The sequence below is a fragment of the Nocardioides currus genome, from assembly GCF_003057875.1.
GTDB lineage: Bacteria > Actinomycetota > Actinomycetes > Propionibacteriales > Nocardioidaceae > Nocardioides > Nocardioides currus.
Map to the genome: position 1 here is coordinate 1 of NZ_PYXZ01000002.1, position 15260 is coordinate 15260.

A 15260-nucleotide genomic window follows, 5' to 3' on the forward strand; every position below is an offset into this window, starting at 1 on the left:
GCACGCCAGGAGTAGAAGGCGGAGGTCTGCTCGGCGGTGCGCTTGGCGGCTCGGCGCTGCGCGATGCGGGCCATCATCGGACGACCCCGGCACGCCAGGAGTAGAAGGCGGAGGTCTGCTCGGACACGCGCTTGGCGGCTCGGCGCTGCGCGATGCGGGCCATCATCGGACGACCCCGGCACGCCAGGAGTAGAAGGCGGAGGTCTGCTCGGCGGTGCGCTTGGCGGCTCGGCGCTGCGCGATGCGGGCCATNAGCAGAAGTCTGCTCGGACACGCGCTTGGCAGCTCGGCGCTGCGCGATCATGTGCATCACGATGGTTCTCCCTCACCTAGAAAACGCCGCAGTCGTGGTCGATGTGCGGCGGGCGGGTCTACCTCCCAGTCGACCCGCGCGTATTTTAAAGTGAGGGACGTGCTACGAGCGAGTCCCAGGTTCAGATTCGGCGATCAGCTCCCGCAGCTGCTGGGCCCGTAGGGGCTTCTGGAGCACCCGCGTGACACCCAGCTCGTGCAGCACGGCGCGACGTTCGCCGGCCCAGGCCGTGATGACCACGACCCGCAGCCCGACGCCGTGCTCCGGGTGCTCGTTGAGCCAGCGGACGACGTCCTCGCCGCCCATGACCGGCATGGTGAGGTCGAGCAGGATGACGTCGTACGCCTGCTGCTGCAGGGCGGCGACGGCCTCCACGCCGTCGGCGGCCAGGTCGGCGAGGTGACCTTGGCGCACGACCATGCGCGCCATCAGCTCGCGGATGTCCTCGGTGTCGTCCACGACGAGGAAGCGAAGCTGGGTCTCGTCGTCGTCCACAGCACGAGGCTATCGGCGCTGATGGGTGCACGCGACGGAGTTCGCGAACTGCCCGGACATTTTGGGCGGCCCGAACGCGTGCCCCTATGCTGTACGACGCCTCCGGGACGGTGTTCCGGCAGGCAGGCCCCCATCGTCTAGCGGCCTAGGACGTCGCCCTTTCACGGCGGTAGCACGGGTTCGAATCCCGTTGGGGGTGCGGCCCGTCGCACCGGTGCCCCTCGATTGTGAGGCGCGGCGATCGATGGGTTAGAGTTCCCCCGCTTCGAGAGAAGCACCAGCACCACCTCAAGGCCCCGTAGCGCAGTTGGTTAGCGCGCCGCCCTGTCACGGCGGAGGCCGCGGGTTCGAGTCCCGTCGGGGTCGCCATCACTGGCCCGGAGCACTGCTCCGGGCCAGTCGGCATTTTTCGCACCGTCCTCCTACGCTGGCGACATGCCCCTCGACCTCGCACCCGTCGCGTTCGACCGCCTGGTCGAGGAGGCCCTCGACTCGCTGCCGGCCGAGATCGCGGCCCGTGTGGTCAACGTGGTGCTGCTGGTCGAGGACGACGCGCCACCCGAGGACCCCGACCTGCTCGGCGTCTACGACGGCGTCGCCCTGACGGAGCGGGCGGCCAACCACGCCGGCGACCTCCCCGATCGGATCGTCCTGTTCCGCAACAACCTGCTCGCGATGTGCAACTCGCCCGAGGAGCTCGCCGACGAGGTGCGCATCACCGTCGTGCACGAGATCGCCCACCACTTCGGCATCGATGACGCCCGTCTCCACGACCTCGGCTACGCCTAGCCGACCGGCAGCGCAGCTCCGATCGCGAACCCGAGGGCACAGGCCGCCAGCGTGAGCACGACGGTGGCCGTTGCGTATGCCGTGCCGAGCCGCGGCCCCCGCTCGACGGACTGCACGGCGAACGCCGAGAACGAGGTGAGACCCCCGCAGAAGCCGGTGGCCAGCAGGGCCCACGCCTGACCGCCGAGCGCGAGGGAGGCGAAGATGCCGATCAGCAGCGACCCGACGACGTTCGCGACCATCGTGCCCGTCGGCGAACGCTCGTCCAGCGTGTGGGCCAGCGCGTAGCGCAACGGTGCGCCCACGGCCGCCCCGAGGGCGACCAGCAGGGCCGTCACGTGAGCGCGTCCTCGGGCTCCGGGCGATGCGCCAGCGCGCGTCCCGCCCACGCGGCCAGCACGGCAGCCGCGACGGTGCCGACCACGTAGGCGCCGGCCAGCCACGTGTCGCCGTCCGTGACGAGGCCGCGGGCCTGCTCGGCGTACGTCGAGACCGTGGTGAAGCCCCCGAGCAGCCCCGGGCCCAGGAGCAGCGTCAGGCGGTGGTCGCGGTGTCGCACGAGGGGCAGCAGCCCGAGCGCGAAGCAGCCCAGCACGTTGATCGACATCGTCGTCCAGGGGAAGCCGTCGCCGTCGGGGACCAGCTCGCCGAGGGACCAGCGCAGGACGGCTCCGGTGGCGCCACCCACGGCGACCACGACGAGGTCCCCGGCCCTGAGGGCTCGGATCACGAGACCTGCTGGTCGCCGAGGGAGCGGACGGGTTCCGACTGGCGGAAGTTGACGGGCGCCTCGCCGTCGATCTGGCGGATGTACTCGCTGAGGTACCACACGTGGAAGGCCCGCTGCTCCGGCGTGCGCTGGATCGACAGCAGCCGCTCGGCCTTGCAGAACGCGTCGGCCAGGTCGAACATCTCGAGCATCGTCCGCAGGATCGGCGCGGCTTCGGGCTCCACCGTCACGTCGAGGTCGATCGCCTCCGAGCCGTCACGCCGTGCGCGCTTGACGGCGAAGCTGACCTCGCTGGGGAGCTGACGCTCGTAGCTGGAGAACATCGCCGACAGGTTCGCCGCCAGCGGGTAGGCGTCCTGGTGGGCCACGGCCAGCAGCCGGAGCTCGCGCCGCAGGTCGGCGTACTGCCTGCTCAAGGAGAAGGCGAGGGGGACGTCGAGGCCGAGGAGGCGTACGGCGACCGCGTGGTCGCTCCTCGTCGTGACGTCCGGCTCGGTCAGGCTGTCGAACACGGGCTCGGCCGCCTCGTGGTCGCCGACGCCGGTGGCCGGCTCGAACCACACCACCTTGCCGTTGTCCTCGATCGAGGCGCCCCAGGCCACGGCTGCCATCGCGACGATCGACAGCCCGCGGCCGAAGGTGGCGAGCAGGTCGTCGGGGTCCGCGGTGGCGACCGGTGGGACGGGTGCCTCCGACGAGCCGTCGCTGACCTCGATGCGGGGGTGGGTCGCGGTGCCGCGCACCCGGACGGTGATGGGCTCGAGGCCGTGGAGGATCGCGTTGGCGACCAGCTCGGAGGTCCCCAGCTCCGCGCACTCCAGGAGGTCCTCGCGGCCGAGCTCACGGCAGATGTGCGCAACCCAGTGCCTCGCGTCGGCGGCCGCACGCGGGGTCTGCGACAGTGACAACGGATCTCTGTTGAGCGGCAAGGGGGCTCTCTCGGCGGGCCGGAGTGGGTAGACGAGCGCCGCTCGGTTACCCATCGCCGGGCGTCCTCAAACGCATGGCGCACACATTTTTTCGCCAGTCCGTCCCGTGTGACCAACGAGACCTGCCCCCGGGTTCGCGCATCGGGCCCCGTTAGCGCGAGACTGGGGGGAGACGGGCTCCGGACAGCCGCGCGGGGCTCTCGCCACGAGAGGATTGACATGTCGACGGTCCAGGCAACTGCTCGCCACAAGGTGGTCGTGATCGGCTCCGGCTTCGGTGGCCTGTTCGGCACCAAGGCCCTGCGTCGTGCACCCGTCGACGTCACGATGCTCGCCAAGACGACCCACCACCTGTTCCAGCCCCTGCTCTACCAGGTCGCGACCGGCATCCTCAGCGAGGGCGAGATCGCCCCGCCCACCCGCGAGGTCCTCAGCGGGCAGGACAACGCGCAGGTCCTCCTCGGCGAGGTCACCGACATCGACCTGACGGCTCGCACCGTCACCAGTCACGTCCTGGGTCGCGAGACGGTCACGCCGTACGACTCGCTGATCGTCGCCGCCGGTGCCGCGCAGTCCTACTTCGGCAACGACCACTTCTCCGAGCACGCGCCGGGGATGAAGAGCATCGACGACGCGCTCGAGCTGCGCGGCCGGATCTTCGGCGCCTTCGAGATGGCCGAGCTCGGCGCCAACCGCGGCGACGACGTCGACCACCTGCTGACCTTCGTCGTGGTCGGTGCCGGCCCGACCGGTGTCGAGATGGCGGGCCAGATCGCCGAGCTCGCCCACCGCACGCTGCGGCGCGACTTCCGCGCGATCAACACCCGCAGCGCGCGAGTCATCCTGCTCGACGCTGCTCCCCAGGTGCTGCCGCCGTTCGGCCAGAAGCTCGGCGCCAAGGCCAAGAGCGAGCTCGAGGACCTGGGCGTCGAGGTCATCCTCGGGGCGATGGTCACCGACGTCGACGAGCGCGGCATCGAGATGAAGTTCAAGGACGGTCGCGTCGAGCGGATCAACACCGTCACCAAGATCTGGGCCGCCGGCGTCCAGGCCAGCCCGCTGGGCAAGACCCTCGCCGAGCAGTCCGGCGCCCCGCTCGACCGTGCCGGCCGCATCGGCGTCAACCCCGACCTCACGCTCCCGGGCCACCCGGAGGTGTTCGTGGTCGGCGACATGATCGCGCTCGACAACCTCCCGGGCGTCGCGCAGGTCGCGATCCAGGGCGCCAAGTACGCCGCCAAGGAGATCCACCACCGCCTCGACGGCAAGGCGCCGCAGGAGCCGTTCAAGTACTTCGACAAGGGCTCGATGGCCATCATCAGCCGCTTCAACGCCGTCGCGATGGTCGGCAAGCTCCGGCTCACCGGCATCATCGCCTGGCTGATGTGGCTCGCGGTCCACCTCGTCTACATCACCGGCTTCAAGAACCGCGTCACCGCGGTGATGCACTGGTTCGTCTCGTTCCTGGGTCGAGGCCGCTCGGAGCGCACGACCACCGAGCAGCAGATCTTCGCGAGGGCCGCCCTCGCGCGGCTGCGCCGGGGAGCCACCGACCTGGTGTCCGACCCCGGTGCGTACGACGCCGCGCGGGCGATGCTCGAGACGACCCGCCAGGAGCTGGAGGCCAAGGCCGCGGAGGAGGCGCGCCTCACCGACAGTGGCGCCCGCGGGGTCCACAGCGACGCCTGAGCCTCATCGCTGCCCGCCGATCGGGCCTCGATAGGCTGCGCGCGAGGGCCCTTAGCTCAGTTGGTAGAGCGTCGGACTTTTAATCCGCTGGTCGTCGGTTCGAGCCCGACAGGGCCTACCAGTCGCCGTACATCCCAGTGCTGATGGGCACGAGCGCGTCGCTTCGTCACGTGCGCGTAGCGACCGCGGAACGCAAAGTTCATCCCTTCCCGCCTTTTGGGTGTGCGCGGAAGGTTTCGATCGGGCCGGTAGTTGCTAGTGTGTGTCATGCAACAGGTGCAAGTTCCAGCAGGTAGACGCCAGCGGAGTTTGTGATCCAACGGCGTTTCTTCTTCGGGCCTGCCAGTCCGCGAGTCGGAGCGACGTGTCACCGCACTTGATGCGGGGTCGTCGAAGTGATGGCCTTTCGCCCGATAAACAGGAGTAACAGAGCAATGGCTCAAGGCACCGTGAAGTGGTTCAACGCCGAGAAGGGTTTCGGCTTCATCGCGCAGGAGGACGGCGGCGACGACGTCTTCGTTCACTACAGCGCCATCCAGTCCAACGGCTACAAGTCGCTGGACGAGAACCAGAAGGTTGAGTTCGACGTCACCCAGGGCCCCAAGGGCCCCCAGGCGGAGAACGTTCGCCCGCTCTGACAGCGCGCGAAGCCGGACAGCACCTGTCCCGGACTTCTTCTCGACGAGGCCCCGCCCATCTGGGTGGGGCCTCGTTGCCGTTCGGACTATCTTCAGCCTGATCTGGTGATTTCTGGGTTCTAATTGGTTTGGGATCGCGTCCACCGGGCAGGGTGGACTCTTCGACGTCGACGACTGGAGGTGTGCCGTGCACGACCAGTTCGACGTGACCCTCGAGGACGACGACCTCCTCGGCGAGGTCGAGCTGACCACGACGCTCATCATCGCCGCCAGCGAGTCCGACGAGCACCTCTCCCAGGCGGAGATCGACCGCCTGCTCGGCGTCACCCCGGTGGCCCCGAAGGACGACGTCCCGCTGCCGCGCCCGCGCGAGGAGTGAGCCGGCCTGCTCAGCAGGTCGCGAACAGCACCGGGCCGCTCGTGAGGTCCGACAGGACGTATTGACCCTCCACCGGGTCGAGCACGAGGCGCACGACGCTGCCCTGCGCCGTCGCGGAGGTGAGCTCGAAGCGGTCCGTGAACGAGCCCCCCTGGCCGGGCGCGGGCCCGGCGGCCAGCGTCGCCCTCGAGTCGGCGTCCGCCCGGGCCGCGTCGTCGGTCTCGAACGACAGGTCCACCGTGACCTCGCCGTCCGGCTGGCTGGCCATCGCGAAGCCCGACACCGGGTGGACGCCTCCCGCGCCGGCGATCAGCTCGTCCGCCTGCGCCCGGTCCGTGTCGTCGGCCGCGGCCATCGCGAGGTGCTCGCACGCGTAGGCGCCCGTGTAGACGGCGGCGGCCAGCGGTGAGCCCGCGGCCTCGACCACCTCGTCCACCGACGTGAGGTGGTCCCCGTCGCCGGTCGCGGAGTCGAGCGCCTCCTCGAGGTAGCCCTCGGTGTCCGACGTCAGGACGACCCCCGCGTCCGGAAGCAGCGCGAAGTGCTGCAGCTCCGGGGTCAGCGACGGCCCGATCCGCGCGAGCAGGTCGGGTCCGCCGACCCAGACTCCGGTCTCGTCCGACGGCCGCGTGAACCCGAGCGACTCCAACGTGTCGCCCAGCGCGTCGAAGTCCGTGTCCTCGGGTAAGCCGAGGATGTCGACCGCACCCTCCGCCCCCTGCGCGAGCAGCTCCCAGTCGATCGTGGCGGGCGAGAAGCGGAACTCCTCGTTCAGCGTGGCCGCCGACTCCACGAGCGCCGAGGACGGGGAGAGGTCGCGGCCGAAGGCCTCGTCGAGGAACGCCGTGACCTCGTCGGTCGACGGTCGCGCGTCCAGTGAGACGCCCAGCGAGCGGCGTACGCCCCGCCAGTCGGTCCACGAGAGCCGCTCGGTCGCCGCGGGGGCCATCGCAACGGCCCTGGCGAGCTCCGTTCGGTGCTCCTGGTGCCACCAGCGGATCCCGATGACCGCCACCACGACCAGGACCAGTGCGGCTCCGAGCGCGACGACCAGGCGCCGGGGGAGACGACGAAGCACGGGGGACTCCTCACGGGGCGGCTGGTGGTGTGAGACTAGCGCCCATGCCGCCCCCGGATGTGCGTGCCGCCGGCGCCGTCGTGACCCGCAAGGGTGGCGACGTCCTGCTGGTGCACCGCCCGCGCTACGACGACTGGTCCTTCCCCAAGGGCAAGCTCGACCCCGACGAGCACGTGACGACCGCCGCGGTCCGCGAGGTCGCCGAGGAGACCGGGCTCGACGTCCGGCTCGGACCCGCGCTCGCGACGCAGCGCTACGACACCGGGCGCGGTCGGATGAAGACGGTGAACTACTGGGTCGCGCGGGTGCAGGGCGACGACGACGTCAGCGGCTACCTCGTCAACGACGAGATCGACGAGGTCGAATGGGTTCCGTGGGCCGAGGCCGCCGAGCGGCTGACCTACGAGCACGACCGCGAGACGCTCGAGGAAGCACGGCGACTGAGGAGGCGGACCCGGGCGCTGGTGGTGCTGCGGCACGGGCACGCCCGCTCGCGGCGCTCGTGGAAGGGCGACGACCGCCGACGGCCGTTGCTGCTCGCGGGGGAGGCCGAGGCCCAGCGCCTGGTCCCGGTGCTGGCCGCGTTCGACGCGACCGAGGTCCACTCGTCGTCCAGCGTGCGGTGCGTGCAGACCGTGACGCCGTACGTCCACACGACCGGCTGGCCGCTGCACTCCTACGACGAGCTCAGCGAGGAGGGAGTCCTCCCGCCGGTCGTCGACGAGCTGGTCGAGAAGATGCTCGCGGCCGACTCGAGCGCGGTGCTGTGCACGCACCGTCCGGTGCTGCCGACGGTGCTCGCCTCGCTCGGCCTGGCCGACGTGAAGCTCGAGCCGGCCGAGATGCTGGTGGTCCACCACCGCAAGGGCCGGGTCGTCGCGGCCGACCGCATCGGGTTGTGAACCTGCCACGGATACGCCCGCGCTGAGGTGGTCGTCAAGGTGCCCGGCGCCTTGTTCATGTGACAGACGTCTCCACCCCGGCCGGATGTAGCCGACCGGCCCATTTCAGTTCACCGCTCGTTCATCGAGGCCGACGCAGTCGGTCACTTCGCGTGCCTACCTTCACGGAGTCAGCCTCACGCACACAGACCTTCAGGAGTCACGCAAGTGAACCGCTCTTCCAACCGCTTGGCCCTCGTCCCGGGTGCCGCTGCGCTCGCCCTCAGCATCTCGCTGACCGCATGTGGCGCCGGCAACGAGACCGACGCCAACGCCGACTCGGGCTCGGACACCACCACCGAGACGGGCACCCTGTCCGGCGAGCTGAACGGCGCCGGCGCCTCCTCGCAGGAGAAGGCCATGGAGGCCTGGTCCGTCGGGTTCCAGGGCCTCAACCCCGACGTGACCCTCAACTACAACCCGCTCGGCTCGGGCGACGGTCGCACCCAGTTCATCGAGGGGGGCACGCTCTTCGCGGGCACCGACTCCTACTTCAGCGACGACGAGGGCGAGCTCACCGCCGCCAACGAGCGCTGCGGCACCGACATCATCGAGGTCCCGGCCTACGTCTCGCCGATCGCCGTGATGTTCAACCTCGACGGCGTCGACTCGCTCGACCTCGACGCCGACACGATCGCGCAGATCTTCGACCAGAAGATCACGACGTGGAACGACCCGGCCATCGCCGACCAGAACCCCGATGCCGACCTGCCCGACACGCCGATCACCACCGTGCACCGCCAGGACGACTCGGGCACCACGAAGAACTTCACCGACTACCTCGGCAAGGCCTCGAAGTCGTGGTCCTACGAGGCCGAGGACGCGTTCCCGGTCAAGGGCGGCGTCGCTGCCGAGGGCACCTCGGGTGTCGTCGCGGCCGTCACCAACGGCAAGGGCACCATCGGCTACGCCGACGACTCCCAGGTCAAGGACGCCGGCCTGTCGGTCGTCAACGTCAAGGTCGGTGACGAGTACGTCGCCCCGTCCGCCGAGGCCGCCGCCAAGGTCGTCGCCGTCTCGCCCGCCGCCGAGGGTCGCAGCGACACCGACATGGCCGTCGACGTGGACCGCACCACCACGGAGGCCGGCGCCTACCCGGTGATCCTGCTGTCCTACCTGGTCGCCTGCCAGACCTACGACACGGCGGAGGACGCCGACCTGGTGAAGGGCTTCCTCGAGTACGTCGTCTCCGACGAGGGCCAGGCCGCCGCCGCCGAGAACGCCGGCTCGGCTCCCCTCGACGCCGACACCGCCAGCCGGGCGCAGGAGATCGTCGGCGCGATCGCCGCGAAGTAGCTCCACCTGTCACCCTGTGCGGCGGGCCGTCTCCCGGCCCGCCGCACAGGTGCACCTCCTGATCTGACTAGCGAGGGAACCCCCGTTGTCTTCCACCCCCTTGACCGCCCCGCCGCAGGAGTCCGCGCCCACGCAGACCGGTGACCGGGTCTTCTCCGGCATCTCGCGCGCCGCCGGGCTCGTCATCCTGGCCGCGCTGGCCGGGGTCTTCATCTTCTTGTCCATCGAGGGCATCCCCGGCCTGTTCCAGGACGAGGGCGCCTACAAGGGCAACGGCAACTTCCTCGGGTACGTCGACACGCTGCTGTTCGGCACGGTCCTCTCGGCCACCATCGCGGTGCTCGTGGCCGTGCCGCTCGCGTTCGGCATCGCCCTGGTCGTCAGCCACTACGCCCCCACGTGGATCGCCGGGCCGGTCGCGTCCATCATCGACCTGCTCGCCGCCGTACCCTCCGTCGTCTTCGGGCTGTGGGGCATCAACGTCTTCGCCCCGAAGATGGTCCCGATCTACGTGTGGCTGGAGGAGAACCTCGGCTTCCTGCCGTTCTTCAAGGCCCCGGTCAACCCGGTTGGCACCACCATCCTGACCGCCGGCCTGGTGCTGGCGATCATGATCCTGCCGATCATCACCGCGATCTCGCGCGAGGTCTTCAACCAGACGCCGGTCCTGCACGAGGAGGCCGCCCTGGCCCTCGGTGCGACCCGCTGGGAGATGATCCGGCTCGCGGTCTTCCCGTACGCCAGGTCCGGCATGGTCTCGGCCGTGATGCTCGGCCTCGGCCGCGCGCTCGGGGAGACGATGGCGGTGGCCATGGTGCTCTCGGGCGCCGGCGGCATCTCCTTCAACCTGATCGGGACCTCCAACCCGACCAGCATCGCGGCCAACATCGCCTCGCAGTACAAGGAGAACACCCCGGCCACGCTGCACATCCTGATCGCGACCGGCCTGGTCCTCTTCATCGTGACCTTCCTGGTCAACTTCGCCGCCCGATGGATCGTGGCGCGCAACGAACGGAAGCTGACCCGATGAACCACCCCGCGAACTTCTCGTTCTCCCCCGCTTCGCTCCTCCGCCCGACAACTTCGAGGGGACCCCGGTCATGAGCCTCGACACCGCGCCGGACCTGGCGCCCGCGCCGACCATCCCGCTGACCCACGCCCGCCTGCCCCGCTGGGCGCCGGCGCTGGTCGCCGTGGTCACGATCGCTGCGGCGGGACTCCTCCCGCTGCTGCTCGGCTGGGGATTCGTGGCGTGGGTCCTGGTCTCCGTCGTCCTCTTCATCGCCGGCCTGACCATCTGGTCGGCCGTCGTCGAGACCCGCCGCTCGGCGATCGACCGGATGGTCACGTCCCTGGTGTGGACGGCGTTCGGCATCGCGCTCGTGCCGCTGGTCTCGCTGCTGTGGACCGTGATCTCCAAGGGCGCGCCGCACGTCAACGGCACGTTCCTCACGTTCTCGGCGTTCCGCACCAGCCTCGACCAGCCGATCGGGATCTACCACGCGATCATCGGCACGCTGGTCATCACCATCTGCGCGGCGGTCATCTCGGTGCCGACCGGCATCTTCGCGGCGATCTACCTGGTGGAGTACGGCAAGGGCAACAAGCTCGCCCGCGGGATCACCTTCCTGGTCGACGTGATGACCGGCATCCCCTCGATCGTCGCCGGTCTCTTCGCCTTCTCGATGTTCACCGCCTTCTTCGGCGCGGGCTACCGCGCCGGCATCGGCGGCGCGGTCGCGCTGTCGCTGCTGATGATCCCGATCGTGGTCCGCTCGACCGAGGAGATGCTGCGGCTCGTCCCGAACGACCTGCGCGAGGCGGCGTACGCCCTGGGGACGCCGAAGTGGCGCACGATCACCAAGGTCGTGCTCCGCACGTCGCTGGGCGGCATCATCACCGGGGTGACCCTGGCGACCGCGCGCATCATCGGCGAGACCGCGCCGCTGCTGCTGATCGCGGGCCTGACCACGCGGACCAACACGAACCCCTTCGACGGGTTCATGACCACGGTCCCGGTCTTCATCTACTCGCAGTTCGCCAAGGGCACCAAGGCGGACTTCGACCTCGCCTGGGGCGCCGCCCTCGTCCTCGTAGTCATCGTGCTGCTGCTCAACATCGCGGCGCGCGTCATCGGCAAGATCTTTGCGCCCAAGACCGGGCGCTGAAGGAGCTAGGAACACACCATGGCCAAGAGCATCGACGTCTCTGACCTCAACATCTACTACGGCGACTTCATGGCCGTCGAGGGCGTCAACATGACGATCAAGGCGAAGTCGGTCACCGCCTTCATCGGCCCCTCCGGCTGCGGCAAGTCGACCTTCCTGCGCTCGCTCAACCGCATGCACGAGGTCATCCCCGGTGCACGGGTCGAGGGCAAGGTGATGGTGGACGGGCAGTCGCTGTACGGCGCCAACGTCGACCCCGTCGCCGTACGCCGCCAGATCGGGATGGTCTTCCAGCGGCCCAACCCGTTCCCGACGATGTCGATCTACGAGAACGTGCTCGCTGGCAACCGCCTGAACGCGAAGAAGATGAAGAAGAACGTCGCCGACGAGATCGTCGAGCGGTCGCTCAAGGGCGCCAACCTGTGGAACGAGGTCAAGGACCGGCTCGGCCGTCCCGGGCTGGGGCTCTCCGGCGGCCAGCAGCAGCGCCTGTGCATCGCGCGCGCCATCGCGGTCGAGCCCGAGGTGCTGCTGATGGACGAGCCGTGCTCGGCGCTGGACCCGATCTCCACCTCCGCCGTCGAGGACCTGATCCACGAGCTGAAGAGCGAGTACACGATCGTCATCGTCACCCACAACATGCAGCAGGCGGCCCGCGTCTCCGACGAGACCGGCTTCTTCAACCTCAAGGCCGCCGGCCAGCCCGGCCACCTCGTCGAGTTCAACTCGACGCAGAAGATGTTCGCCAACCCCGACAACCCCGACACCGAGGCCTACATCTCGGGACGTTTCGGCTGATCCTTGGTCCGTGTGGTGGGGTAGTCCATGGCAAACGGACCCCGGTTCGGGGGTTCCGTGGGTCCGTTTGTCTCGGGGTGCCCCATCCGCCCGGTCGTCTGCGGCGCCGGCGCCATCCGTCATGCGAAGGCGCAGCGATGCGTCGGTGTTCGTATGATGGGTCGTGGGCTCAGGCGGGTGGTGTGGGTCGCGAGACGCTCACAGGCGCGGTGTCGCCCGCTGACTCCACAGGCCTCGCCCGCCGACGAACGGGATGTCGGAGGTCGACCGGATTGTCGTCGGCATGGACGGACGACGCGGTCAGCGGACCGCCACGATGCGACGGGCGCGACGCGCCATGGTCGACGCGCTCGCTGCCAGCCAGGACGGGCTGGTGTCGCGGAGGCAGGTGCTGGCGCTCGGGCTGAGCCGAGCGGAGATCCGCGCGAACGTGAGCGCTCGCCGGTGGCAGCTGGTGGGGCGGCACGTCGTCTGCGTGCACTGCGGGCCGCTCGTCGAGCGTGCGCCACTGTGGGTCGCAGTGCTCTCCGTCGGGCCACGGGCTCAGCTCGACGGCGCCTCGTCGCTGCTGGCCGCGGGGCTGAAGGGCTACACGGTGGACGTGCACAGGGTCTCCGTCCCGCGGGGTGCCCGGACCTTCCGCGGTGCCGGCGTCGACATACGACAGACGAGGCGCTGGTCAGAGGATGACCTCGTGCCTGTGGGCATCCCTCGCACACGCAACGAGGTGGCGGCCGTGCGCGGGGCGCTCTGGGCCCGCAGCGACAAGCAGGCGGCCCTGCTGCTCGCGATGGCTGTCCAGCAGGGGGTCGCGCCCGCAGATCGGATCGGGCGCGAGCTGCTGAGGATCAGGAAGGCGCCGCGGTTGGCGTTCCTGCGGCTCATCGTCGGCGACCTCCTCGACGGAGCCCACAGCCTCGCGGAACTGGACTTCGCTGCGGAGTGCCGGCGGCGCGGGCTGCCCGAGCCCACGCGTCAGGTGCTGCGACGAGGTCCGCGGAATAGCTACTACCTCGACGTGTGCTAGGAGGAGTGGGGCGTCGTGGTGGAGATCGACGGCATCCACCACACGTGGGCGCCCCAGGTAGTGCCCGACGCCCTGCGCCAGAACGAGGTGACCCTCCAGCGACACGTCGTGCTCCGCCTCCCGGTGCTTGGGCTGCGGCTCGCTCCCGACGAGTTCTTCGACCAGGTCGAGCGGGCGCTGGTCGGGGCGGGCCTGCCGGGCCGGCCATCCGTCGTGCGGACCGGGACCGGTTGATGCGGATCCGTATGACGGATGCCGCGGGGGAGGCGGGGGAGGCGGGGTCAGGGGAGGAAGATCGCGGCGACCCAGTAGGTGAGCGCGGCAGCGAGGCCGGCGGCCGGGAAGGTGAGCACCCAGGCGGTCAGGATCGACTTGGCCACGCCCCAGCGGACGGCGGAGAGGCGCTTGGTGGCGCCGACGCCCATCACCGCGGAAGTGATGGTGTGGGTCGTGGAGATGGGGGCCTCGAAGACGTACGACGTCGTGTAGAGCACGGAGGCGGCGACCGACTCGGCGGCGAAGCCGCGGGGCGGGTCGAGGTGGATGATGCGGCGGCCCAGGGTGCGCATGATGCGCCACCCGCCCGACCAGGTGCCGAGCGAGATCGCGGTGGCCGCGGCGCCGATGACCCACAGGGGGAGGCCGTCGGACTCGGCGACGTACCCGCCGGTGAGGAGGGCCAGGAAGATGACGCCCATCGTCTTCTGGGCGTCCTGGAGGCCGTGGCCCAGCGCCATGGCGCCGGCGGAGATGGTCTGCGCGACCTTGAAGCCGCGGTTGGCCCGCGACGGGTTGGCATTGCGGAACATCCACATGATCGCGAGCATCACCGCGAAGCCGAGGCTGAACGCCACCAGCGGCGAGATCAGCATCGGGAGCACGACCTTCTCGATCACGACGTCCCAGTGGGCCGTGGCGCCGGCGGCGAGCGCCGCGCCGACCAGGCCGCCGATGAGGGCGTGCGAGGAGGAGGAGGGGAGGCCGTAGTACCACGTGGTGAGGTTCCACGCGATCGCGCCGACGAGCCCGCACATCACGATCACCAGGCCGTGGCTGCCGACCCCGGGGTCGATCGTGTCGGAGACCGTGTGGGCCACCTTCTGGCCCAGGAACGCGCCCACGAAGTTCATGACCGCGGCCATGGCCAGCGCGACCTTGGGGGTCAGCGCTCCGGTGGAGACCGACGTGGCGATCGCGTTGGCAGCGTCATGGAACCCGTTGGTGTAGTCGAACACCAGGGCCACGACGACGACCGCGATGATGATCGCGATTTCCATCGGGGGTCAGGACTCCTTGACGGCGATCTGCTCCAGGATGTTCGCGACGCGCTCGAAGGCGTCGATGGCGCCTTCGAGGGACTCCACGATGTCCTTGAGCTTGATGACTTCCATGGCCTTGTAGTCGCCGTTGAACAGGTTGGCCAGGATGCGGCGGTAGGACTTGTCCCCGGCGTTCTCGAGGCGGTTGATCTCGATCCAGTACTCGTCGAGCGCGCTCATCGTCGCCAGGCTCGGCATCGCCTCGACCGTGAGGTCGGCGCACCGCTGGAGCACCTCGACCTGCTCGGAGGTCTCGGCGGGCAGGGTGGTGACGCCGTACAGCAGGACCAGGTCCACGGCCTCGTCCATCATGTCCATCACGTCGTCGAGCGCCGAGGCGAGGGCGTAGATGTCCTCGCGGTCGAACGGCGTCACGAACGTCGAGTTGACGCGCTTGACGATGGCGTGGGTCGTCTCGTCGGCGGCGTGCTCGGCATCGCGCATGCGCTGGGCGATGCTCTCGCGATCACCGCCGTCGCCGAGCATCTCGGCAAGCAGCTGCGAGCCCACCACGAGGTGTGCGGCGGATTCACTGAACAGGTCGTAGAAGGACGCGTCGACGGGCCGGAACTTCAAACGCACGGAGAACTCCGAATGAGGGGGGCGTGAACGATCCACATGCTAGGGGGTAGGTCGCCACACGCCGCAAACCAGCAAGACAGCGGGGGGTA

Annotated in this window: 18 protein-coding genes and 3 tRNA genes; 14 read left to right on the plus strand and 7 right to left on the minus strand. The window is 69.6% G+C overall.

The window, feature by feature from the left end; all coding sequences use genetic code 11:
- Positions 1-415: 415 nt before the first annotated feature.
- Entirely contained in the window at positions 416-808 is a 393-nt protein-coding gene (locus tag C7S10_RS05010) for a response regulator (RefSeq protein ID WP_108343345.1), read from the minus strand.
- A 126-nt stretch (positions 809-934) separates the two neighbouring features.
- On the opposite strand from C7S10_RS05010, the gene C7S10_RS05015 reads away from it, so the two are divergent.
- From C7S10_RS05015 to C7S10_RS05025, 3 genes are all read left to right on the plus strand, one after another.
- Positions 935-1007: transfer RNA gene (locus C7S10_RS05015), tRNA-Glu, on the plus strand.
- Positions 1008-1100: 93 nt separating this feature from the next.
- Positions 1101-1177, plus strand: a tRNA-Asp gene (locus tag C7S10_RS05020).
- Between the two features lie 66 nt (positions 1178-1243).
- Complete coding sequence (locus C7S10_RS05025) at positions 1244-1597, plus strand: metallopeptidase family protein (RefSeq protein WP_108343346.1); 354 nt, start codon at positions 1244-1246, stop codon at positions 1595-1597.
- Here the strand turns inward: C7S10_RS05025 and C7S10_RS05030 are convergent.
- Genes C7S10_RS05030 through C7S10_RS05040 form a run of 3 tightly spaced genes read right to left on the minus strand, consistent with a single transcriptional unit; the run spans position 1594 to position 3256 of the window.
- Entirely contained in the window at positions 1594-1935 is a 342-nt protein-coding gene (locus C7S10_RS05030) for a fluoride efflux transporter FluC (protein ID WP_108343347.1), read from the minus strand. The genes C7S10_RS05025 and C7S10_RS05030 overlap by 4 nt on opposite strands.
- A complete protein-coding gene (locus C7S10_RS05035; protein ID WP_165807056.1) occupies positions 1932-2327 on the minus strand; it encodes a fluoride efflux transporter FluC in 396 nt (131 codons plus the stop codon). Before C7S10_RS05035 ends, C7S10_RS05030 begins: the two co-directional genes overlap by 4 nt.
- On the minus strand, positions 2324-3256 hold the full coding sequence (locus tag C7S10_RS05040) for an ATP-binding protein (RefSeq protein WP_165807057.1): 933 nt from the start codon (positions 3254-3256) through the stop codon (positions 2324-2326). Before C7S10_RS05040 ends, C7S10_RS05035 begins: the two co-directional genes overlap by 4 nt.
- A 219-nt stretch (positions 3257-3475) precedes the next feature.
- On the opposite strand from C7S10_RS05040, the gene C7S10_RS05045 reads away from it, so the two are divergent.
- From C7S10_RS05045 to C7S10_RS05060, 4 genes are all read left to right on the plus strand, one after another.
- Entirely contained in the window at positions 3476-4945 is a 1470-nt protein-coding gene (locus tag C7S10_RS05045; protein WP_108343350.1) for an NAD(P)/FAD-dependent oxidoreductase, read from the plus strand.
- A 45-nt stretch (positions 4946-4990) separates the two neighbouring features.
- Positions 4991-5066: transfer RNA gene (locus tag C7S10_RS05050), tRNA-Lys, on the plus strand.
- A gap of 313 nt (positions 5067-5379) precedes the next feature.
- Positions 5380-5583 carry a cold-shock protein gene (locus C7S10_RS05055; RefSeq protein WP_056598399.1) on the plus strand — a complete coding sequence of 68 codons (204 nt, stop codon included), beginning with the start codon at positions 5380-5382 and terminating at the stop codon, positions 5581-5583.
- A 187-nt stretch (positions 5584-5770) separates the two neighbouring features.
- Entirely contained in the window at positions 5771-5962 is a 192-nt protein-coding gene (locus C7S10_RS05060; RefSeq protein WP_108343351.1) for a hypothetical protein, read from the plus strand.
- A 10-nt stretch (positions 5963-5972) separates the two neighbouring features.
- Here C7S10_RS05060 and C7S10_RS05065 read toward each other — a convergent pair whose 3' ends face one another.
- Positions 5973-7040, minus strand: a complete 1068-nt coding sequence (locus C7S10_RS05065) for a hypothetical protein (RefSeq protein WP_108343352.1) — start codon at positions 7038-7040, stop codon at positions 5973-5975.
- 44 nt (positions 7041-7084) lie between these two features.
- On the opposite strand from C7S10_RS05065, the gene C7S10_RS05070 reads away from it, so the two are divergent.
- The 7 genes from C7S10_RS05070 (at position 7085) to C7S10_RS05100 (ending at position 13504) form a co-directional block, all read left to right on the plus strand.
- Complete coding sequence (locus tag C7S10_RS05070; RefSeq protein ID WP_108343353.1) at positions 7085-7942, plus strand: NUDIX hydrolase; 858 nt, start codon at positions 7085-7087, stop codon at positions 7940-7942.
- Positions 7943-8149: 207 nt separating this feature from the next.
- Positions 8150-9277 carry a phosphate ABC transporter substrate-binding protein PstS gene (gene pstS / locus C7S10_RS05075; protein ID WP_108343354.1) on the plus strand — a complete coding sequence of 376 codons (1128 nt, stop codon included), beginning with the start codon at positions 8150-8152 and terminating at the stop codon, positions 9275-9277.
- A gap of 85 nt (positions 9278-9362) precedes the next feature.
- Positions 9363-10307, plus strand: coding sequence for a phosphate ABC transporter permease subunit PstC (pstC, locus tag C7S10_RS05080; protein WP_207769253.1), 945 nt, complete (start codon positions 9363-9365; stop codon positions 10305-10307).
- Between the two features lie 70 nt (positions 10308-10377).
- Positions 10378-11445 carry a phosphate ABC transporter permease PstA gene (pstA, locus tag C7S10_RS05085; protein ID WP_108343356.1) on the plus strand — a complete coding sequence of 356 codons (1068 nt, stop codon included), beginning with the start codon at positions 10378-10380 and terminating at the stop codon, positions 11443-11445.
- Between the two features lie 18 nt (positions 11446-11463).
- Complete coding sequence (pstB, locus tag C7S10_RS05090; protein ID WP_108343357.1) at positions 11464-12243, plus strand: phosphate ABC transporter ATP-binding protein PstB; 780 nt, start codon at positions 11464-11466, stop codon at positions 12241-12243.
- Positions 12244-12526: 283 nt separating this feature from the next.
- Positions 12527-13270, plus strand: a complete 744-nt coding sequence (locus C7S10_RS05095) for a hypothetical protein (protein ID WP_133176433.1) — start codon at positions 12527-12529, stop codon at positions 13268-13270.
- Positions 13271-13285: 15 nt separating this feature from the next.
- The gene (locus C7S10_RS05100; RefSeq protein WP_108343359.1) at positions 13286-13504 is read left to right on the plus strand and encodes a hypothetical protein; all 219 of its coding nucleotides are present in this window, start codon (positions 13286-13288) and stop codon (positions 13502-13504) included.
- A 47-nt stretch (positions 13505-13551) separates the two neighbouring features.
- Here the strand turns inward: C7S10_RS05100 and C7S10_RS05105 are convergent, their stop codons facing one another.
- Together C7S10_RS05105 and C7S10_RS05110 are read right to left on the minus strand one after the other, a co-directional pair.
- Positions 13552-14547 carry an inorganic phosphate transporter gene (locus C7S10_RS05105; protein ID WP_108343360.1) on the minus strand — a complete coding sequence of 332 codons (996 nt, stop codon included), beginning with the start codon at positions 14545-14547 and terminating at the stop codon, positions 13552-13554.
- A 6-nt stretch (positions 14548-14553) separates the two neighbouring features.
- Positions 14554-15171 (minus strand): DUF47 domain-containing protein, encoded by a 618-nt coding sequence (locus tag C7S10_RS05110; RefSeq protein ID WP_108343361.1) that lies wholly within the window; start codon positions 15169-15171, stop codon positions 14554-14556.
- Positions 15172-15260: the final 89 nt, after the last annotated feature.

Bases quoted from the DNA above. Each gene is read 5' to 3' on its own strand.
- pstA (WP_108343356.1), top strand. From the start codon at position 10,378: ATGAGCCTCGACACCGCGCCGGACCTGGCGCCCGCGCCGACCATCCCG.
- C7S10_RS05055 (WP_056598399.1), top strand. From the start codon at position 5,380: ATGGCTCAAGGCACCGTGAAGTGGTTCAACGCCGAGAAGGGTTTCGGC.
- C7S10_RS05095 (WP_133176433.1), top strand. From the start codon at position 12,527: ATGGACGGACGACGCGGTCAGCGGACCGCCACGATGCGACGGGCGCGA.
- C7S10_RS05105 (WP_108343360.1), bottom strand. From the start codon at position 14,547: ATGGAAATCGCGATCATCATCGCGGTCGTCGTCGTGGCCCTGGTGTTC.
- C7S10_RS05045 (WP_108343350.1), top strand. From the start codon at position 3,476: ATGTCGACGGTCCAGGCAACTGCTCGCCACAAGGTGGTCGTGATCGGC.
- C7S10_RS05025 (WP_108343346.1), top strand. From the start codon at position 1,244: ATGCCCCTCGACCTCGCACCCGTCGCGTTCGACCGCCTGGTCGAGGAG.
- pstB (WP_108343357.1), top strand. From the start codon at position 11,464: ATGGCCAAGAGCATCGACGTCTCTGACCTCAACATCTACTACGGCGAC.
- C7S10_RS05070 (WP_108343353.1), top strand. From the start codon at position 7,085: ATGCCGCCCCCGGATGTGCGTGCCGCCGGCGCCGTCGTGACCCGCAAG.